The sequence below is a fragment of the Microbacterium sp. genome (assembly GCF_051860965.1).
In the GTDB taxonomy this organism is placed as follows: domain Bacteria; phylum Actinomycetota; class Actinomycetes; order Actinomycetales; family Microbacteriaceae; genus Microbacterium.
The window spans coordinates 34,776-53,451 of the sequence record NZ_JBIMKU010000005.1; the positions used below are offsets into that span (position 1 = coordinate 34,776).

An 18,676-nucleotide genomic window follows, 5' to 3' on the forward strand; every position below is an offset into this window, starting at 1 on the left:
TCCCGCCCCACGTAGACTGGACCCTCGTGACCGAACGCACCCTCGTCTCCCAGCTCCTGTCCCGCGCAGACGGACCCGTCACGGTGTCCGGGTGGGTCGAGACCGTCCGCGATCAGAAGAAGGTGCAGTTCGTCATCCTCCGCGATGAGACCGGCGCCGTGCAGCTCGTGAACCCCGCGACCCGTCCGTCGGAGGACGGCGAGGTCCAGGATGCCGCGGCCCTCGCGCTGACCGACACCATCTCGAACCTGGCGACGGGCACGTTCCTCACGGCCCATGGCGAGCTCAAGCACGACGAGCGGGTCAAGCTCGGCGGCGTCGAGATCAAGCTCGGCTCGCTGGACATCGCGGCGGCGGCCAACCCCGAGACCCCGATCGCCGCCGACTCGAGCGTCGACAAGCGCATGGACTGGCGCTTCCTCGATCTGCGCCAGCGGCGCAACAACCTGATCTTCCGCGTGCAGACGACGCTCGAGCACGCTCTGCGCACCTACTGGATCGAGCGCGACTACATCGAGGTGCACTCGCCGAAACTCATGGCCTCGCCTTCAGAGTCGAACGCCGAGCTGTTCGAGGTGCCCTACTTCGAGGACAAGACGGCCTACCTCGCGCAGTCGCCGCAGTTCTTCAAGCAGATGGCGCAGGTCGCCGGCTTCGGCAAGATCTTCGAGATCGCGCCCGCGTTCCGCGCCGACCCGTCGTTCACGTCGCGGCACGCGACCGAGTTCACCTCGATCGACGCCGAGATCAGCTGGATCGACTCGCACGAAGACGTCGCCCGGATGCAGGAGGAGCTGCTGCAGACCGCCTTCCAGGCCGTCAAGGACAAGCACGGGGCGGAGATCGAGGAGCTCTTCGGTCTCGAGGTGCAGGTGCCCAGCATCCCGTTCCCGCGCATTCCGCTCGCCGAGGCGCTCGAGATCGTCAAGAGCCGCGGCTACGAGGTGCCCCGCACCGACGGCGACCTCGACCCCGAGGGCGAGCGCCAGATCGCGGCGTACGTCGAGGAGACGTACGGACACCAGTTCGTCTTCATCACCGACTACCACCCCGGAATCCGCGCGTTCTACCACATGCGCGACGAGCAGACGGGGCTGACGAAGTCGTACGACCTGCTCTTCAAGGGCGTCGAGATCACGACGGGAGCCCAGCGCGAGCACCGCGTCGACGTGCTCGTCGAGCAGGCGAAGGAGAAGGGGCTCGACCCCGAGCACCTCGACTTCTACCTCGACTTCTTCCGGTACGGCGCCCCGCCGCACGGAGGCTTCGGCATGGGTCTGGCGCGCGTGATGATGCTGCTGCTCGGCGAGTCGTCGATCCGCGAGGTGACGTACCTCTTCCGCGGCCCCACGCGCCTGGCTCCCTAGTCCGAGGCGGATAGCCTGGCCCGGTGACTGTTCTCACCGGGCTCGAAGGCACGTTCAACTTCCGCGATCTCGGGGGACTCCCGACATCTGGTGATCCCACGGCGTACGGAGTGCTCTACCGGTCGGACGCCCTGCACGCGCTGACGCCCGCAGGCGAGGCTGAGCTCGCGGCATCGGGCATCGGCGTCATCGTGGACTTCCGCACCGAGGAGGAGCGCATCACGGCGCCCGATAGGCGCCCCGACGCGCGGAAGATCCGCGAGGTCCACCTGCCGCTGCTCGAGGGCGCGATGTCGAGCACCATCAAAGAGGCGCTGACGGCTCGCGTGCTCGGCGATCACACGGCGGCGGGCCGTGCAGCCGAACACGCGATGGCGAACCTGCCGAAGCTCGGCGACATGTACGTCTCGATGCTCGAGCACGGCGCCGCGTCGTTCGCCCAGGTCGCGCGCTACGTCGCAGCCCCCGCGGACCCTGCGCACCCCGGTGTCCTCGTGCACTGCACGGCCGGCAAGGACCGCACGGGTGTCGCGACGGCGGTCCTCCTCGACGCGGCGGGGGTGCACCACGACGCGATCATCGCCGACTACGCCCAGACCCAGCAGAACCTCGAGGGCGCGTGGCTCGACGGGATGACGGCCATGGTCGAGAAGTTCGGCGTGACGGTCACCCCCGAACTGGCCGAGATGATGGGCGGCAGCCCGCCCGCCGCGATCGAGGAGGCCCTCGCCTGGCTCGACGCGCACGGCGGCTCCGCGGCCTATCTGCGCTCCGGCGGACTGACCGACACCGAGCTCGCGGCATTTCGCGAGAAGCTCGCGGGCTGATCGTCACGCGCGGCTCATCCGCCGTTCACCTTGGGCGCCGCGGCCGGTAACCCGCCGCTCATAGGTTCCTCTCGTCCCTGCATCCCGAGCATGTTTCGGCGTGCCCGGAAACCCGAGAGGAACCTCCATGTCTCCGTCCTTCCGCCGTGCCGGTATCGGCATCGCCTTCGCGGCATCGGCCGCCCTCGTCCTCGCAGGCTGCGCGGCCGGTGCCGCGCCCGCCGCCGAGGGCGATGGTGCCGACGCATCCACCGCCACGAGCCTCGCCGACTTCGGCACGCTCGCCGACCTCGAGACCGCGGCCAAGGCCGAGGGCCAGCTCAACGTCATCGCGCTCCCGCGCGACTGGGCCAACTACGGCGAGATCATCGACCTCTTCGCCGAGAAGTACCCCGAGATCACGGTCAACGAGCAGTCGCCCGACATCTCGAGCGCCGAGGAGATCCAGGCAGCCGAGACGAACGCCGGCCTCGACACGGCGCCGGACGTCTTCGACCTCGGCCTGACCGTCGCGCTGCAGAGCACCGATCAGTTCGCCGCCTACAAGGTCGCGACGTGGGACGACATCCCCGACGCGCTCAAGGAGTCGACAGGTCTGTTCGTCGGCGACTACGGCGGGTACATGTCGGTCGGCTACGACTCGTCGAAGTTCGATGAGCCGGCCGAGATCACCGATCTGCTGGGCGCCGACTACAAGGGCGCCGTCGCGATCAACGGCGACCCGACGCAGGCGGGCGCGGCGTTCGCGGCGGTCGGCCTCGCGACCGTGCAGAACGACGGCACGCTCGACGACTTCCAGCCCGGCATCCACTTCTTCTCGGAGCTGCAGAAGGCCGGCAACCTGCTGAAGGTGGATGTCACGACCGGCACGATCACGTCGGGCGAGACGCCCGTCGTCTTCGACTGGGACTACCTCAACGCCTCGCACCAGGCCGAGAACCCCGACTGGAAGGTCAAGGTGTTCGACGGCATCGGCTACGCGGGCTACTACAACCAGGCCATCAACGTCGACGCTCCGAACCCGGCCGCCGCGCGCCTGTGGCAGGAGTTCCTCTACAGCGACGAGGTGCAGAACCTGTGGCTCAAGGGCGGTGCACGCCCCGTCCGCATGGAGGCCATGATCGCGGCCGGCACGATCGACGAGGAGCTCGCGGCGGCTCTTCCGGCCGCGCCCGAAGAGACAGTCGTGCCCACCGAGGCGCAGTCGACGGCCGCCGGCACGCTTCTGGGCGCCGAATGGGCCGCAGCGGTTCAGTGACCCAGGTCGCCCTCGCACCCGCCGGGTCGGAGCAGCTCGCTCCGGCCCGGTCGGGCGCGCCCGCCTCGACCCGCAGCATCAGCTGGGCGTGGCTCGGGCTCACGCCGTTCGCCGCCTACGTGCTGCTGTTCCTCGCTCTGCCGACGGTCCTCGCCATCAGCACGGGGCTCTTCGATGGCGAGGGTGCGTTCACGTGGGACAACATCGCCGCGCTCGGCGATCCCGTCATCCTCGTCACCTTCTGGAACACGACCTGGCTCTCGCTGCTCACCGCCGCGGTCGGCGCCGTGATCGGATCGCTCGTCTGCTACGCGGCTCTCGGCCTGCCGCCCACCGGATTCATCCGCAGCATCCTCGATGCCGCCACCGGTGTGCTCGCCCAGTTCGGCGGCGTCATGCTCGCGTTCATGTTCATCGCCACGATCGGCGTCCAGGGCGTGGTCACGGTCTTCCTGCGCGACACGTTCGCGATCGACATCCAGCCGGGCAGCTGGCTCTACTCGCTGCCGGGGCTCATCCTGCCCTACATCTACTTCCAGGTCCCCCTGATGATCATCACGTTCCTGCCGGCACTCTCGGCGCTCAAGCCGCAGTGGGCCGAGGCGAACTTGACGCTGGGCGGCACGCGTTCCAGCTTCTGGCTCCGGATCGGGATGCCGGTGCTGGCGCCGTCGTTCCTCGCGAGCTTCCTGCTGCTGTTCGCCAACGCGTTCTCGTCCTACGCGACCGCCGCGGCTCTCGCGAGCCAGGGCTCGCAGATCGTGCCGCTGCAGATCCGCGCGGCCCTCACGAGCGAGACGGTGCTGGGACGCGAGAACCTCGCCGGCGCCCTCGCGCTCGGCATGATCGTCGTCGTCGGGGTCGTCATGTGGCTGTACTCGCTCATCCAGAACCGTGCCGCGCGGTGGCAGTCGTGAACGGCCTCGCGCCGGGCCGCGTCACGCGCTGGATCATCGGCCTCGTCGTGGGGATCCTGTTCGCGATCCCGCTCGTCTCCACCTTGCTGTTCACACTGCAGGACCGCGCGACCGGCGGCTACTCGCTGAACAACTGGATCCGCGTCTTCGACCCGGCGAACACGCAGGTGCTGACGCCGATCTGGACCGGCCTGGGAAACTCGCTCATCCTCGCCGTCGTGACGGTCGCGATCGTGCTCTTCCTGCTGCTGCCGACGATGATCCTCATCGAACTGCGCTTTCCCAAGCTCGCACGCGCATTCGAATTCATCGTCCTGCTGCCGATCACGATCCCCGCGATCGTGCTCGTCGTGGGCCTCGCGCCCATCTACCTGCAGATCGGTCGCACGCTCGGCACGGGCGCGTGGACCCTGGCGTTCGCGTACGGCATCACGGTGCTCCCCTTCGCGTATCGGTCGATCAAGGCATCCATCGACGCGGTCGACCTGAAGACGCTCGCTGAAGCCGCCCGCTCGCTCGGTGCGGGCTGGCTCGCCGTCGTCCTCCGGGCGCTCGTGCCGAACCTGCGCCAGGGGCTGCTCGCGGCATCCCTCATCTCGGTCGCCGTCGTGCTGGGCGAGTTCACGATCGCGTCGCTCCTGAACCGCCAGGTGCTGCAGACGGCGCTCGTGGTCGCCAACAAGATCGATCCCTACGCGTCCGCGATCTTCACGCTCCTGTCGCTGCTGTTCGTCTTCCTCCTTCTCGTCCTCATCGGTCGCGCGGCCCGCTCGCGCGACGGAAAGGTCCGCGCATGACCACCGCCGACACCCCGGCACGCGCTCTCCCCCGCACCTCCGACAACGTCCTGCTCGCCGATGCCGCCGCGGGCACCCGCGTCGAGTTCCGCGACGTCGCGAAGGACTACGGCTCGACCCGCGTCCTGCACGGCATCGACCTCGACATCGCTCCGGGCGAGTTCATCTCGCTGCTCGGGCCCTCGGGCTGCGGCAAGACGACGGCGCTGCGCGTACTCGCAGGACTCGAACAGGCGACCGCAGGCACGGTGCTGCTCGGCGACCGCGATGTCTCGCGCGTGCCCACCAACAAGCGCGACATCGGCATGGTCTTCCAGTCGTACTCGCTGTTCCCTCACCTGCGGGTGCAGGGCAACACGGCGTTCGGTCTGCGTCGGCGGGGCGTGGGGGCGAAGGATGCCGCGCGCCGCGCGACCGACGCGCTCGAGCTCGTCGGGCTCGGCCACCTCGCCGACCGCTTCCCGCACCAGCTCTCCGGCGGACAGCAGCAGCGCGTCGCGCTCGCGCGGGCTCTCGTGACCGAGCCCCGCGTGCTCCTGCTGGACGAGCCGCTCTCGGCCCTGGACGCGAAGGTGCGGGTGCAGCTGCGCGACGAGATCCGCCGCATCCAGCTGCGCCTCGGCATCACGACGGTCTTCGTGACGCACGACCAGGAGGAGGCTCTCGCAGTGTCGGACCGCATCGCCGTCATGAATGCCGGTCGCATCGAGCAGATCGGCACGCCCGAAGAGCTCTATCTGCGGCCCGCGACGCCGGGTGTCGCGGCGTTCGTCGGCATCTCGAGCATCGTCCCCGGGGTCGCGTCGGGCGGATCCGTGACGGTGTGGGGGCGCCGGCTGCCACTGCTCTCGTCGGTCGCCGACGGACCGGTCGAGGTCTTCCTGCGCCCCGAGAACGTGCGGCTCGCGAGCGAAGGCGTCGCAGGCGCGGTGCAGGAGAGCACGTTCCTCGGGAGCATGCGACGCACGCTCGTGCGGCTCGAGGACGGCACGCTCGTGCAGGTGCAGCACTCGGCCGGAGAGCGCGTCGAGTACGACGACCGCGTGCGACTGCAGATCGCCGACGAGCCCGTCACGGTACGTCCCGCAGCATCCTGAGTCCGGCTCCTCGCACCCACCTGGGTAGGCTGGCAGACGCCCGGCCGCCCGGGCGCGAGGAGTGAACGTGGAATCTCAGACCGGCGAACCCGTCGTCAACATCCTTTCGGGCACCTCTGCGGAAGTGGTCATCGACGGCGTCTCCGAACAGATCACTGCGGCGGACAGCCCCGCGCTGCAGAGCCGCTTCGTCGAAGCCGTCCGCCAGGTCGCGGCCGCCGCCGGCAGGCCCGTGACCGCCACGATCGTCGAGGGCTCCTCGCGCTATCCGCTGATCGTGAACCCCGACGGCTCGATCGGAGACCAGCCGATCGCCATTCCACCGCGCCCCGCGCGCGTGCCCGAACCCGGCCCCCTGACCGCGGCGGGGGCGCTGCAGAGGTCGTCGTCGAGCGGTCCCAAGCCGACGGTCGACGATCTGCTCGCCTCGCGCGATCAGCCCGCCGGCGACCGCGGCACGATCGGCTGGCCCGGCTTCGTCCGTCGCGTCACGAACGGTCGCGTGACGCTCAAGCCGAACAAGCAGGAACGCCGCAAGCTCGAGCGCGAGCGCGCCGTCAAGCGCCGCCTCGACGGCTCGCGCACGATCGTGATCCTCAACCCCAAGGGCGGCGCGCACAAGACCACGAGCACGCTGCTGCTGGCCGAGACGCTCGGCACGCTGCGCGGCGGCTCGACCCTCGCGTGGGACAACAACGAGACCCGCGGCACGCTCGGCTGGCGTGCCCGCAGCACGCCCCACAGCAACACGGCCGTCGACCTGCTCGACAACCTCGACCAGTTCGCCGACCTCAGCCGCGCGAGCCTCGCGCAGCTCGACGGCTACGTGCGCGCGCAGGTCGACTCGCGCTTCGACGTGCTGGCATCGGACGAGGATGCCGCGGCATCCTCCACCATCGACGCCGAGGCGTTCGATCGGCTTCACGCGATGCTCGCGCGGTACTACCGCATGATCGTGATCGACACCGGCAACAACATGCGCGCGTCGAACTGGGTCGCCGCCGTCGCCGCCGCCGACCAGCTCGTCATCGTGTCGACCGTCCGCGAGGACACCGCGGCGAGCGCCGCGTGGCTGCTCGACGGCCTGCGCGAGAAGGGCTTCGGCGCCAAGATCGACGAAGCCGTCACGGTGCTCGCCTCGCCCTCCGACAAGACCGATCGGCGTCTGCGCAACCGCCTAGACGCGCACTTCGCTCAGGTCACGGCCGTGGTCGAGCACGTGCCGTACGACCCCGCGCTCGTGGACGGTGGTCCGGTCGACTTCGACGCCCTCTCACCCGAGACGCGCGATGCCTGGCTGACCGTCGCCGCGACGATCGCCGCCCGCCTCTGAGCGCCCGCCCGTCGATCAGCCGGCGGCGAGGCGCGCCGCGTCGGCGTAGAGCGACTCGAGTTGCGCCGTGGCCGGGCCGCTCAGTCCGCAGCTGAGGATCACGCCGTCCTGGATCGCCAGAAGGTACGTCCCCTGGGGGTCGAAGACGAGCGGTCCTCCGTCGGAGACCAGCCCGTCGCCCTGCGCGACCTCGATCGCGCCCACCGGCTCCCCGGAGAGCGTGTCCGTCACCGTGAGCGACACGATCCCGTCGGAGATCCCCGTCACGTCAGCGCGGAGCAGCGTGTCGGCGAGGTCGGCCAGCGCGGGCGCCTCGGGCGCGATGCACTTCGCTGCGATTCCGCCGGGCACCTGCTCGAGGGCCACCGGCGCAGGCGCAGGCCCTGTCGTGACCGTGAGGGCGACGACCGCCCCCGCGACGACCACGGCTGCGGCCGCCGCGAGACCCGCGAACATCGTGCGTCGCGTCCGCGGTCGCGCGAGGGGCTGCGCGTCGGCATCCATCGCCCTCTGCGCGAGCGCGATCGTCTGATCCGCCCGCAGGGGCGGGCGGCCGATCGCCGGGTCCGCCGCGCTGATCGTCGCGCGATCCGTCTCGGGGTGATGCGTCTTCATGGGTGCGTCCTCTCGTCTATGTAGGACTGTCCGTAGTGCACGGAATCCTTACCGAACTGCTCGGCGAATCGTCGTCGTGCGCGGTGCAGTCGGACCGCGGCCGCGTTCGGCGTGATCTCGAGGACCTCGGCGATCTGCGCGGGCTCCAGGCCTTCCCACGCCCAGAGTCTGATGATCTCGGCGTCGGCGGGACGCATGCGGGCGAGCGAGTCGCGGACGGCCTCGGCGGTCCAGTCATCGCGGACGGGTTCCGGTGTGTTCTCCGCGAGCCGACGTGCAACGCGGTCCTGACGGCGCTGCGTGCGGACGGCATTGGCGAGCTGCCGGCGCGCGATGCCGATAGCCCACGCGATCGCGGGCTCCCGCACATCGTCGAAGCGCCGCCAGAGAACGACGAGGGTCTCGGAGAGCACATCGTCGGCCGTCGCGTCATCCGTGCGACGCCGCAGATACCGACTCACCGGGTCGGCGATCGCAGCGACGAGCTGCTCGAACTGCCCGCGGCGATTCTCGCCGTTCGTCATCTCCACACCCTCAAGTGTCCGGGACCGGCCTGATCCTTACAGTTCGGCTTCGCCTCCGACGAGGTATGTGCGGACCGGACGCGACGGGGCGGGGATCAGACCGGCTCGGTCGTGCGGATCAGACCGCAGTTCACGCACGACCACGCGACGAGGAACCGCTCGTCGTCGAGGATCTCGAACACCAGCGGATCGCCGCACGTCGGGCACAGAAGCGGGCTGCTCTGGGCCATCAGTCGAATGTGTCGGTCCACGACGCGATGTCGACGCCGTGGTTGTCGGGCGATGCGAGCGACCACCAGGCCGGCGCGTTCGTGTCGTCCACGAGTCGACCGCCCGCGGCGAGCGCGGCATCCACCCTCGCCTGCGCCTGATCAGCGGGCACGAAGACGTCGAAGTGCGTGCGCCCTCGCGAGGGGGCGTCGCCCGAGATCGGATTGAAGGCGAGCTGCGGACCGGTGCGCAGCGGGTCGACGGCGTCCGTGTCGCCGAGCGGTTCGTAGCCGAGCGCCGCCAGGAAGAACGGTCGCACATCCGCCTGGGAGTGCTGCGCGACATAGATGCCGACAGTCTGCACGAGCGCCGGATCCGCGTTCAGTCCGAGGTCGGCAGCCGCCTGCGAAACGACCGCCGCGAACTCCGTCGCAGCGGCCGGGATGCCCTCGCCCTCGCGACTCGGGATCCGCACGGCGACTCCCTCGGGCCGCAGATCGACGTCGGGAAGGATGTCGAATCGCTCGGCTGCCGCGACGACGGGCGCGACGAGGCGTGCGGCGTCGGCGAGGGATGCCGCGGTGAACACGGCATGCGGACCTGAGCCCGTCACGCGCCAGTCGGTGACGCCCGACGCGCGGTGGAAAGCCGCGGGGGTGATGACGCTCATGGGTGCCTCCTTCGCGGAGCGGCGGCGCCCCGCGCGTTACACGGTACCCGCCACCCCTCCCACGGGAAGGGTGCGCGTCCTCGGGCTCAGACCAGGTCGTCCGCGACGCGGATCAGCACCTTGCCGGTCACTCCGGCTTCGACGGCGTCGTGAGCGGCGGCCGTCTCGTCGAGCGGGAACCAGGTCAGCGGGAGCCCGGCATCGGCTCCCACCGGCAGCACGCCCGCCTCGAGCGCCGCCGTGATGTCCTCCGCCGCGACGGCGAGCGCCTCGGTGCCGACGGTGTACAGGAGCAGCCCCTGCCAGCGGGCGTTCTTCGCGAAGCTCGTCACGATCGGAGCGGTGAACTCGTCCCCGTTGTTGTTCGCGTAGTAGCCGATGCTGCCGTGGTTGGCGAGCACCTCGACATCGAACGCCGCGTTCTGGGCGAGCGCGACCTCGACGATGTGATCGACTCCGCCCGGCACGAGCTCGAGCACCCTGGCGGCGAGCTCGGCATCCGGATACCGGAGTACGTGGTGCGCACCCGCGGCGCGGGCGAGCTCCGCCTTCTCATCGCTGCTCACGGTGGCGATCACGGTCGCACCGGCCCAGACCGCCAGCTGGATCGCGGCGTGACCGACGGCCCCGGCGCCGCCCTGCACCAGCACGACACGATCGTCGAGCGCGCCGGGCGCGAGGTGCGACGGACCGAACTCGTGCACGGTGAGAGCACGGTGGGCCGTCATCGCCGGCACGCCGAGACTCGCGGCGACATCGAATCCGACGCCGTCGGGCAGCCGGACGGCTCGGCTCGCCGGCACGACCGTGAATTCCTGCGCCGTGCCGGTCGGGCGCTCGTGCGCCGCGAGGAAGATCCAGACGCGGTCGCCGACGCGCAGGCCGGTGACGCTCGAGCCGACGGCATCCACGATCCCGGCGCCGTCCTGATTCGGAACGACCTCGACGGACTCGAGCGGCTTGCTCGCGCGCGCCTTCCAGTCGGTCGGGTTGACTCCCGACACGGCGACGCGCACGCGCACCTCGCCGGGGCCGGGCTGACCCGGCTCGCGGTCGACCGGCTCGAGGACGGAGGAGCTGCCAGGACGGGAGTAGACGATTGCGCGCATCCTCCGTGCAAGCCGTGGCGCACCTCGTTCATTCCTCGCGATCCCGCTCGGGGCCTTCCCTCCTTGTCGGCGGATGGTGCGACGATCCAGGTCCGGTGATCGTGGGGAGGATCGGATGCGGGGTGAGGCGACCGTGCTGCACGCCGACCTCGACGCGTTCTACGCCTCCGTCGAGCAGCGCGACCAGCCGGAGCTGCGCGGTCGTCCGGTCATCGTCGGCGGCGGGGTGGTGCTCGCGGCGAGCTACGAGGCGAAAGCGCGCGGGGTGCGCACCGCGATGGGTGGCCGGCAGGCGCGGGAGCTGTGTCCGGATGCCGTGATCGTGCGGCCGAGGATGGATGCCTACTCCGCCGCGAGCAAGGACGTCTTCGCGATCTTCCGCGACACCACACCCCTCGTCGAGGGCATCTCGATCGACGAGGCCTTCCTCGAAGTCGGGGGGCTGCGCCGCATCTCGGGCACGCCCGAGGCGATCGCGATACGGCTGCGCGAGCGCGTGCGTGCCGAGGTCGGCTTGCCGATCTCGGTGGGAGTCGCACGCACGAAGTACCTCGCGAAGGTCGCGAGCGCGGTGAGCAAACCCGACGGCCTCATCGTCGTCGAGCCGGAGCGCGAACAGGAGTTCCTGCTGCCGCTCCCCGTCGAGCGGCTCTGGGGCGTCGGCAAGGTCACCGGCGCGAAGCTGCACGGGCTCGGCATCCACACCGTCGGCGAACTGGCCGACCTCGAAGCCGCGACGGCCGAACGTCTGCTGGGCAGGGCGGCCGGCGCGCATCTGCACGCTCTCGCCCGCCTGCAGGATCCCCGGCCGGTCGACACGACCCGACGGCGCGGGTCGATCGGCTCCCAGCGCGCGCTCGGCAGCCGCCCCCGCTCACCCGAAGAACTCGATCTCTTCCTCACGCAGATCGTCGACCGACTGGGCCGCCGTCTGCGCGATCACGACCGCGTGTGCCGCACCGTCGTGCTCCGCCTGCGCTTCGGCGACTTCGCGAAGGCGACGCGTTCGCGGTCGTTCAGCATCCCCTCCGACCGCACGTCGGTGCTGCTCGCCGTGGCGCGTGGTCTGCTCGCGGCCGCGCTTCCCGAGATCGCGCAGCGCGGGATCACTCTGATCGGCGTATCGCTCACGGGGCTGGGTCACGCCGACAGCATGCCGCCCGAGCTCGATCTCGAGTGGGATGACGGAGCCCGCCTCGACACCGTGCTCGACACGCTGCGCGATCGGTTCGGCGCGGCATCCGTCTCGCGCGCGACGCAGCTCGGACGCGACCCCGGGTGGTCGACGCCCGTGCTGCCCGAGCACGAGTAGCGCCGCAGCTACTGCTCGAGGAACCGCACGGGCAGATCGGCGATGTGCAGGGATGAGGAGCGGATCAGCTCCTCGATCGCCCGGTGCTCGCTCTCGGGGCCGATGATCTGCACTTTCTCGATCCCGTCGGTCGGGGTGCCGGCGCCGTCGGCCCAGAAGCTGGTCACGGCGTGATCGGCCGCGAGCGCGGTGAGCAGGGCCAGATAGTCGCCGCTCTCGCCCGGCTCGAGGATGAGTCCGAGGTTCATCGAGTTGATCTCGACCTGAGAGCCGGCATCGAGACCGGCGGAGGCGACCAGGGCGTCGGCGTGCTCGACGAGCGGCAGGACGTCGGTGTACCCGGTCGCCGTCTGGTCTTCCAGCATCACGAGGGAGAGCAGCCCGTCCTGCCAGATCGAGGGCTGAACCGGGATGCCCGGTGCGACGCGATCGATCTGGTCGACGAGGCGCATCGCGTCGAACCCGAAGTCGGGACAGCCGACGGCTTCGGCGGGGAATGACGTCGAGTTCAGCGTCACCTCGGACGACGCCGGTGTCAGAACGCGAAAGGACCACGTCACGGGATCGGGGTACTCGTTGTCGCACGCGACCTCGAGCACGTCGGGCAGACCTGCGGAGGCCACGGTGACGGACATCCACGACGTGGGGTCAGAGAACGTCGGCGCCTCGACCCAGCGTTCCTTCTCGACGCTCGCGACGAGCGGAAGGCTCGCGATCTGCGTCTCGAGCGCATCGAAACCGTCACTCGGGCGATCGAAGTGCGTCTCATCGATCATCCAGCTGAACAGCAGCGCGCCGCCGAAGACGAGCGCGATGCCGACGAGCACGACGACCGACCACGCGGTGCGTCTCACGATCTTCGATCGCGCGGGCGCGGCGTCCGGCTCCGGACTCGGAGGTGCTTCGATCATCGTCGACATCGCATCGTCTCCCCAGAAGCCGGCGTCGTCAGTGGCACTGAGCGTAGCGCGCGTGGGTGACCTGCGCATCAACCGACGGGAGCGGGGCGCGAGCTCTAGAGTCGCACCATGCGGATCGTCGTCTCGGGCACACACGCCAGCGGCAAGAGCACATTGATCTCGGACTTCGCGCTGCGCCACCCCGGGTTCACGGTGCTCGCCGACCCGTTCGACCTCGTGGATGAGATGTGGGACGGCCCGAGCGCGGCGTCCTTCGTCGCACAGCTCAGAGTCTCGGCGGCACGACTCGAAGCCGACGGTCCCGGGGATCTGATCGCCGAGCGGGGCCCGCTCGACTTCCTCGCGTACCTGACGGCACTCGACGCCCCCGTCTCGCGCGAGGAATGGGAGCGGATGGCTCAGGTCACGCGCCGTGCCCTCGAGGGCGTCGACGTGCTCGTGGTCCTCCCCCTGAACTCGGCCGATGCGATCAGCGTGGGCGCGGACGAGGACGAGGAGCTCCGGGAAGCCATGAACGACGTCCTGCTCGACCTCGTCGACGACCCCGACCTCGTCGGCGACGGGACGCGGATCGTCGAGATCGCGGGCGATCGGGAGCAGCGGTCAGCGCGCCTCGAGGAGGCCGCTTTCGGTTCGCCGACGTGAACCCGCGCCTACGGCCTGACGCGCACCGAACGACCCTCGAAGGTCACGACGTCGCCGATCTGCAGTTGGCGACCCCGTCGACGGTCGACCTCGCCGTTGACCGTCACGAACCCGTCGATGATGGCTTCTTTCACGTCGCCGCCGGTGTCGAGCACTCCCGCGAACTTCAGGAACTGGCCGAGCCGGATCCCGTCGCCACCGATCGACACGTCCTCGATTCGAGCCGGCTTCGTCATGCCCGAATGCTAGCCGACCGGCTGCGAGATGATCGTAGGGAGGACCGCCTCGCCCTGAGATCGGCATCCTCTCCCGCCCCATCGAAGGAGACCTGACGTGACCCGTGTTCGCATCGACCTGTTCGCTTCGCTCGACGGCTACACCGCCGCGCCGGATGCCTCCTCGGACAACCCGATGGGCGAGGACTGGGGGGCGCTGACCGCCACGTACGCGGCGACGCGGACGTTCCGGCAGAAGGTGTTCGGCGATACGACCGGCGCGGGCACGACCGGGATCGACGACGCCTTCGCGGTCTCGTTCTTCGAGGGTGTCGGCGCGGAGATCATGGGCGCCGCCATGTTCGGCCTGCACGCCTACCCGGACGACGCGGAGTGGAGGGGCTGGTGGGGCGACGAGCCGCCGTTCGGCTGCCCCGTCTACGTTCTCACCCACTCCGCGCCGCGCCCATCGATCCAGATGGCCGGCGGGACGACGTTCCACTTCCGCAGCGGCGCGATCGAGGAGATCCTCGCCGAGGCGAGCGACGCCGCCGGAAGCCTCGACGTGCGGGTGGGGGGCGGCATCCGCACGGCGCGGGAGTTCCTGCGCGCCGGCCTCGTGGACGAACTCCACGTCACGATCGCGCCGATCGTCCTGGGGCGCGGCAATCGCGTGTGGGAGGACCTCCGCGGTCTCGAGCACACCCACACCGCGGAGACCGTGGTCGCCGAGAGCGGCACCATCCACGTGACCTTCACGCGCTGACACCTCCCTCGACATCGGTGAGCGCCGCCGACGTCGAATCGATACGATAGGCGGATCGCCGCCGGTCTCGCGCGGCATCCATCGCCTGAAAGACCCTCCCCGCCGTGTACTCCCTCCTGCTCGCGATCATCTACATCGCCTTCATCAGCCTCGGGCTTCCCGACTCCCTCATCGGCGCCGGCTGGCCGGTCATGCATCAGGACCTCGGTGTGCCGATCGCGTTCGCGGGCACCGTCACGATGATCATCGCGGGCGGCACGATCCTGTCGAGTCTCGCGTCCGAGCGCGTCACGCGCCGCTTCGGAGTCGGCCTGGTGACGGCGGTCAGCGTCGGGATGACGGCCGCCGCGCTCGTGGGCTTCTCGGTCTCGGACTCGTTCTGGATGCTGTGCCTGTGGGCGATCCCGTACGGGCTCGGCGCCGGGGCCGTGGACGCCGCCCTCAACAACTACGTCGCGCTGCACTACGCCGCGCGGCACATGAACTGGCTCCACGCCTGCTGGGGACTCGGCGCATCCATCAGCCCGTTCATCATGAGCTTCGCCCTCACTCAGGACCTCGGCTGGTCGAGCGCGTATCTGATCATCGGACTCGTCCAGGCCGCGCTCACCTTCGGACTGCTCATCAGCATCCCGCTGTGGAAGAAGGTCAACCCGATCGTCGCGGGCGACCCCGACGACGAGGAATCCGGGCGGGGCGCCACGCACGTCCCCCTCGCGAAGGCGCTGCGGATCCGGGGCGTCTGGCTCATCCTCACCGCCTTCTTCGCCTACTGCGCGCTCGAGAGCACGGCGATGCTGTGGGCGTCGACGTACCTCGTGACGGATCGGGGGGTGGATGCCGCGACCGCCGCCGCGTTCGCCTCGCTCTTCCTGCTGGGTGTGACCGCCGGACGCTTCCTCGCAGGGTTCTTCGCCGACCGCGTGGGCGATCGCTGGATGATCCGCGGCGGGTTCCTCACGGTCGGGCTCGGCGTCGTGCTGCTGGCGCTCCCGGTGCAGACGACGGTGCTCGCGCTCGCGGGCCTCGTGATCGCGGGCCTCGGCTGCGCACCGATCTACCCGGCCATCATCCATTCCACTCCCGTGAACTTCGGGCGGCGCAACTCGCAGGCCATCATCGGGGTGCAGATGGCGGCCGCTTATACGGGCTCGACCCTCGCGCCGCCGCTCTTCGGCGTGATCTCGGCGGGCTCGGGGATGTGGATCTTCCCGCTCTTCCTCGGCGTGCTCATGCTGCTGGGGCTGTGGATGTCCGAGCGCCTCAACCGGCTCAACCGGAGCGCGCCCGCCGCGCTCGTCTGACCGCCGCCGCGCGGTGATGGTCTTCCGCCGACGAGCGCGAGGTCCTACGGTGTGCCCATGAGCTTCGGCGGCGCCGCAGTCGACTACGACGCGTTCATGGGACGCTACTCGACGGGCCTCAGTGCGCCGTTCGCGGACTTCGCCCTCGTGCATGCCGGCCAGCGCGTCCTCGACGTGGGCTGCGGCCCGGGCGCTCTGACGCGCGAACTCGTCGCACGCGTCGGCGCCGGCTCAGTCGCCGGCGTCGACCCCTCCGAGTCGTACGCGGCGTCGGCGCGCGAGCGGTTCCCCGACGTGCGGATCGAGGTGGCCACCGCCGGCGCTCTGCCGTTCGCGGACGCCGAGTTCGACGCCGCGCTCGCGCAGCTCGTGATCCACTTCCTCAAGGATCCCGTGCACGATCTCGGCGAGCTCGCGCGCGTCACGCGGCCCGGCGGCGTCGTCGCGGCGTGCACATGGGATCACGCGGGAGGCACGAGCCCACTCAGCCGTTTCTGGGACGTCCTCAGCAGCATCGACCCTTCGGCGCCGAGCGAGTCCGAGCTTCCCGGCACCCGATCCGGGCAGCTGACCGACTACCTGACGAGCGCAGGCCTCGAGGACGTCGTCGAGACGAAGCTGACCGTACGGCTCATGCATCCGACGTTCGAGGACTGGTGGACGCCGTACCTGAAGGGCGCGGGACCGGTGGGAGCATACATGTCGTCGCTCGACGAGACCGGTCTCGCGGAACTGGAGCGCGCGATGCGGTCGGAGATGCCGCCGGCACCGTTCGAGGTCACGGGATCGGCCTGGGCCGCACGCGGCACCGTGCCGACGCCGCGGCGGTGACGCACGGGGCTCTTCCGTCGCGCGCCGCAGGCGGCTAGCGTGACGACCGGGCGCGGCTCCGCAGAGCGCGGCACGTGGGCGCCCGAGACAAGGGGATCACCGTGGCCGGAAAGTTCGAGCTCTGGGTCGACAAGGCCGGGCAGTATCGCTTCAACCTCAAGGCATCCAACGGACAGGTCATCGCGACCAGTGAAGGCTACTCGTCCAAAGCGAGCGCTCTGAACGGGATCGAGTCGGTCAAGGCGAACGCCTCCACCGCCGAGACCGTCGAACTGTAGCGATCAGGCGCGGGCGAGCAGGGCTTCGCGCAGCCGATCGGGCGCGATGCGCCAGTGACCGAGCAGGTCGTCGTCGACGAAGACGACCGGGACCTTGTCCCACCAGCGCTCCTGCAGTCGAGGATCGCTCTCGATCGGCAGTTCTTCGAGGGAGACCTCGTCGGCCGCGGCATCCGGCAACTCCGCCACGACGGCCTCGATGACCTCCCGTGCGACCTCGCACAGGTGGCAGTCGACCTTCGTGATGAGGGTGACGGTCGTCATGACTCGATGGGGTACCCGGCCGCGATCCACTCGTCGGTGCCCCCGTCGACGTTGGTCGCGTCGAAGCCGCGTGCGGCGAGCGCTTCGACGACCCGGGCGGAGCGGCCGCCGACCTTGCAGATCACGTCGAAGGCCTCGGCCGGGAGTTCGTCGAGGTGCTCGCCGATGGTCGACATCGGCAGATTGACGGCGCCGGGCACGTGACCCTGCTCGTACTCCCACGTCTCGCGCACATCGATGAGGGGACGACCCTCCCGGGCTTTGAGTTCGTGGACGTCGATCGACTTCATGACAACTCCCGAGTACTGAGACACGAAGCGCCCGTCCCGGAGGACAGGCGCTTGGTGCGGATGCCGCTTACTTCTTGTTGCGGCGCTGGTGGCGAGTCTTGCGAAGCAGCTTGCGGTGCTTCTTCTTCGCCATGCGCTTGCGGCGCTTCTTGATGACAGAACCCACGGAAAACCTCACTAGATCGGGGTCTGGATGCAGAGTGGTCTGCACCCGGGCAACGGGCAAAACGGAAAAATGCCTCGGATCAGTCTAGCCGACGTCGGCGATGGGCCGATGCAGAGCCTCTGTGACCGCCGATTCGGGCACCCGATAGCTGCGCCCGAAGCGCACGGCGGGTAGTTCGCCGGCGTGCACGAGACGGTAGACCGTCATCTTCGATACGCGCATCAGCTCGGCGACCTCGGCGACCGTCAGGAAGCGCACATCAGGCAGCTCCGCCATGGCACCCCTCCTTCGTCCCCATGAGTGCTGAGCACACTCTAGAGCCCAGCGGGGACGCGTGTAAACCCGCGTGACGGATGTGACCAGTGGGACGGAAGTGGATGCAGGTCGTGCTCACCGGCCGCACCTCGCTCCGCGCGGACTCGGCGCCGTCGTGCTCGCGGCCCGCGCTCAGCGCCCGGGGAGCTTCTTCAGCGCGTTGGTGACGGCGTGCTTGGCAGAGGCGGCCGCCCGGCCGACGACCTCTGCCGCGTGCGCAGCCGAGTCCGGAAGCGTCGATGCGGCGGCGAGCGCGTAGTCGGGCTCGTCGCCGAGGAAGGGCACGAGCCAGTCATCCACTTCGTCGAGAGGTTCCGGCGACAGGCTGTAGTAGCGGTGCTGGCCCTCTTCGCGGACCGAGACGAGATGCGCCTCGCGCAGCACCTTGAGGTGCTTCGAGACGGTGGGCTGGCTCACCCCGAGATCCGCGACGATGTGCGAGACGCTCGTGCCGGCCTCCCCCGTGCCGGATCGATCCAGGAGGAGCCGCAGGATGTCGCGACGTGTGCCGTCCGCGATCACGTCGAAGATGTCCGCCATGTGCTCAGAGTAGTCGTGACCCCCGCGGAGTACCATGAGGGCCTACCGTGGGACGGTGACAGGAAGGACCGGGATGCCGGAGGCGACGCGCGCTCCGGGCGGTCTG

Annotated in this window: 25 protein-coding genes; 13 read left to right on the forward strand and 12 right to left on the reverse strand. The window is 69.8% G+C overall.

All coding sequences use genetic code 11. The annotated features are described in order from the left end of the window. Nucleotides 1-26: 26 nt before the first annotated feature. The 7 genes from aspS to ACTIFV_RS10595 all read left to right on the forward strand — a co-directional run bounded on the left by aspS (nt 27) and on the right by ACTIFV_RS10595 (nt 7,596). The gene (gene aspS, locus ACTIFV_RS10565; protein WP_439592736.1) at nt 27-1,367 is read left to right on the forward strand and encodes an aspartate--tRNA(Asn) ligase; all 1,341 of its coding nucleotides are present in this window, start codon (nt 27-29) and stop codon (nt 1,365-1,367) included. A gap of 23 nt (nt 1,368-1,390) precedes the next feature. Further along, entirely contained in the window at nt 1,391-2,194 is an 804-nt protein-coding gene (locus ACTIFV_RS10570; RefSeq protein ID WP_439592737.1) for a tyrosine-protein phosphatase, read from the forward strand. 127 nt (nt 2,195-2,321) lie between these two features. Further along, entirely contained in the window at nt 2,322-3,452 is a 1,131-nt protein-coding gene (locus ACTIFV_RS10575) for an ABC transporter substrate-binding protein (RefSeq protein ID WP_439592738.1), read from the forward strand. Beyond that, nucleotides 3,431-4,369: an ABC transporter permease gene (locus tag ACTIFV_RS10580; RefSeq protein WP_439592739.1), complete on the forward strand. Its 939-nt coding sequence runs from the start codon at nt 3,431-3,433 to the stop codon at nt 4,367-4,369. Before ACTIFV_RS10575 ends, ACTIFV_RS10580 begins: the two co-directional genes overlap by 22 nt. Continuing rightward, nucleotides 4,357-5,166: an ABC transporter permease gene (locus ACTIFV_RS10585; RefSeq protein WP_439592740.1), complete on the forward strand. Its 810-nt coding sequence runs from the start codon at nt 4,357-4,359 to the stop codon at nt 5,164-5,166. The genes ACTIFV_RS10580 and ACTIFV_RS10585 overlap by 13 nt, the downstream gene beginning before the upstream one ends. Then, the gene (locus ACTIFV_RS10590) at nt 5,163-6,263 is read left to right on the forward strand and encodes an ABC transporter ATP-binding protein (protein ID WP_439592741.1); all 1,101 of its coding nucleotides are present in this window, start codon (nt 5,163-5,165) and stop codon (nt 6,261-6,263) included. Before ACTIFV_RS10585 ends, ACTIFV_RS10590 begins: the two co-directional genes overlap by 4 nt. Before the next feature lie 67 nt (nt 6,264-6,330). Beyond that, entirely contained in the window at nt 6,331-7,596 is a 1,266-nt protein-coding gene (locus ACTIFV_RS10595) for a MinD/ParA family ATP-binding protein (RefSeq protein ID WP_439592742.1), read from the forward strand. Between the two features lie 15 nt (nt 7,597-7,611). Here the strand turns inward: ACTIFV_RS10595 and ACTIFV_RS10600 are convergent, their stop codons facing one another. The 5 genes from ACTIFV_RS10600 to ACTIFV_RS10620 all read right to left on the reverse strand — a co-directional run bounded on the left by ACTIFV_RS10600 (nt 7,612) and on the right by ACTIFV_RS10620 (nt 10,724). After that, nucleotides 7,612-8,211 carry a hypothetical protein gene (locus ACTIFV_RS10600; RefSeq protein WP_439592743.1) on the reverse strand — a complete coding sequence of 200 codons (600 nt, stop codon included), beginning with the start codon at nt 8,209-8,211 and terminating at the stop codon, nt 7,612-7,614. After that, the gene (locus ACTIFV_RS10605; RefSeq protein WP_439592744.1) at nt 8,208-8,735 is read right to left on the reverse strand and encodes an RNA polymerase sigma factor; all 528 of its coding nucleotides are present in this window, start codon (nt 8,733-8,735) and stop codon (nt 8,208-8,210) included. Before ACTIFV_RS10605 ends, ACTIFV_RS10600 begins: the two co-directional genes overlap by 4 nt. A gap of 95 nt (nt 8,736-8,830) precedes the next feature. Beyond that, nucleotides 8,831-8,965, reverse strand: coding sequence for a hypothetical protein (locus tag ACTIFV_RS10610; protein WP_439592745.1), 135 nt, complete (start codon nt 8,963-8,965; stop codon nt 8,831-8,833). Continuing rightward, the gene (locus tag ACTIFV_RS10615) at nt 8,965-9,615 is read right to left on the reverse strand and encodes a VOC family protein (protein ID WP_439592746.1); all 651 of its coding nucleotides are present in this window, start codon (nt 9,613-9,615) and stop codon (nt 8,965-8,967) included. Before ACTIFV_RS10615 ends, ACTIFV_RS10610 begins: the two co-directional genes overlap by 1 nt. 86 nt (nt 9,616-9,701) lie before the next feature. Beyond that, a complete protein-coding gene (locus ACTIFV_RS10620; RefSeq protein WP_439592747.1) occupies nt 9,702-10,724 on the reverse strand; it encodes an NADPH:quinone reductase in 1,023 nt (340 codons plus the stop codon). A 115-nt stretch (nt 10,725-10,839) separates the two neighbouring features. On the opposite strand from ACTIFV_RS10620, the gene dinB reads away from it, so the two are divergent. Beyond that, entirely contained in the window at nt 10,840-12,036 is a 1,197-nt protein-coding gene (dinB, locus tag ACTIFV_RS10625) for a DNA polymerase IV (RefSeq protein WP_439592748.1), read from the forward strand. A gap of 8 nt (nt 12,037-12,044) precedes the next feature. Here the strand turns inward: dinB and ACTIFV_RS10630 are convergent, their stop codons facing one another. Continuing rightward, the gene (locus tag ACTIFV_RS10630) at nt 12,045-12,947 is read right to left on the reverse strand and encodes a hypothetical protein (RefSeq protein WP_439592749.1); all 903 of its coding nucleotides are present in this window, start codon (nt 12,945-12,947) and stop codon (nt 12,045-12,047) included. Between the two features lie 117 nt (nt 12,948-13,064). On the opposite strand from ACTIFV_RS10630, the gene ACTIFV_RS10635 reads away from it, so the two are divergent. Then, complete coding sequence (locus ACTIFV_RS10635) at nt 13,065-13,601, forward strand: AAA family ATPase (RefSeq protein ID WP_439592750.1); 537 nt, start codon at nt 13,065-13,067, stop codon at nt 13,599-13,601. Between the two features lie 8 nt (nt 13,602-13,609). On the opposite strand, the gene ACTIFV_RS10640 is transcribed toward ACTIFV_RS10635, so the two are convergent. Continuing rightward, a complete protein-coding gene (locus ACTIFV_RS10640) occupies nt 13,610-13,837 on the reverse strand; it encodes an RNA-binding S4 domain-containing protein (RefSeq protein WP_439592751.1) in 228 nt (75 codons plus the stop codon). 97 nt (nt 13,838-13,934) lie between these two features. Between ACTIFV_RS10640 and ACTIFV_RS10645 the strand changes: the two genes are divergently transcribed. The 4 genes from ACTIFV_RS10645 to ACTIFV_RS10660 all read left to right on the forward strand — a co-directional run bounded on the left by ACTIFV_RS10645 (nt 13,935) and on the right by ACTIFV_RS10660 (nt 16,995). Continuing rightward, nucleotides 13,935-14,582, forward strand: coding sequence for a dihydrofolate reductase family protein (locus ACTIFV_RS10645; protein ID WP_439592752.1), 648 nt, complete (start codon nt 13,935-13,937; stop codon nt 14,580-14,582). Nucleotides 14,583-14,686: 104 nt separating this feature from the next. Beyond that, the gene (locus ACTIFV_RS10650; protein ID WP_439592753.1) at nt 14,687-15,886 is read left to right on the forward strand and encodes an MFS transporter; all 1,200 of its coding nucleotides are present in this window, start codon (nt 14,687-14,689) and stop codon (nt 15,884-15,886) included. A gap of 57 nt (nt 15,887-15,943) precedes the next feature. Next, a complete protein-coding gene (locus ACTIFV_RS10655) occupies nt 15,944-16,717 on the forward strand; it encodes a class I SAM-dependent methyltransferase (RefSeq protein ID WP_439592754.1) in 774 nt (257 codons plus the stop codon). A 101-nt stretch (nt 16,718-16,818) separates the two neighbouring features. Further along, nucleotides 16,819-16,995: a YegP family protein gene (locus tag ACTIFV_RS10660; protein ID WP_439592755.1), complete on the forward strand. Its 177-nt coding sequence runs from the start codon at nt 16,819-16,821 to the stop codon at nt 16,993-16,995. Nucleotides 16,996-16,998: 3 nt separating this feature from the next. Here ACTIFV_RS10660 and ACTIFV_RS10665 read toward each other — a convergent pair whose 3' ends face one another. From ACTIFV_RS10665 to ACTIFV_RS10685, 5 genes are all read right to left on the reverse strand, one after another. Beyond that, nucleotides 16,999-17,259, reverse strand: coding sequence for a glutaredoxin family protein (locus tag ACTIFV_RS10665; protein WP_439592756.1), 261 nt, complete (start codon nt 17,257-17,259; stop codon nt 16,999-17,001). Further along, nucleotides 17,256-17,549: a rhodanese-like domain-containing protein gene (locus ACTIFV_RS10670; RefSeq protein ID WP_439592757.1), complete on the reverse strand. Its 294-nt coding sequence runs from the start codon at nt 17,547-17,549 to the stop codon at nt 17,256-17,258. Before ACTIFV_RS10670 ends, ACTIFV_RS10665 begins: the two co-directional genes overlap by 4 nt. Before the next feature lie 67 nt (nt 17,550-17,616). After that, the gene (locus tag ACTIFV_RS10675) at nt 17,617-17,715 is read right to left on the reverse strand and encodes a 30S ribosomal protein bS22 (protein ID WP_003792170.1); all 99 of its coding nucleotides are present in this window, start codon (nt 17,713-17,715) and stop codon (nt 17,617-17,619) included. 84 nt (nt 17,716-17,799) lie between these two features. Further along, complete coding sequence (locus tag ACTIFV_RS10680; RefSeq protein ID WP_248145271.1) at nt 17,800-17,991, reverse strand: helix-turn-helix domain-containing protein; 192 nt, start codon at nt 17,989-17,991, stop codon at nt 17,800-17,802. 171 nt (nt 17,992-18,162) lie between these two features. Next, on the reverse strand, nt 18,163-18,570 hold the full coding sequence (locus ACTIFV_RS10685; RefSeq protein WP_439592758.1) for an ArsR/SmtB family transcription factor: 408 nt from the start codon (nt 18,568-18,570) through the stop codon (nt 18,163-18,165). Nucleotides 18,571-18,676 lie beyond the last annotated feature (106 nt).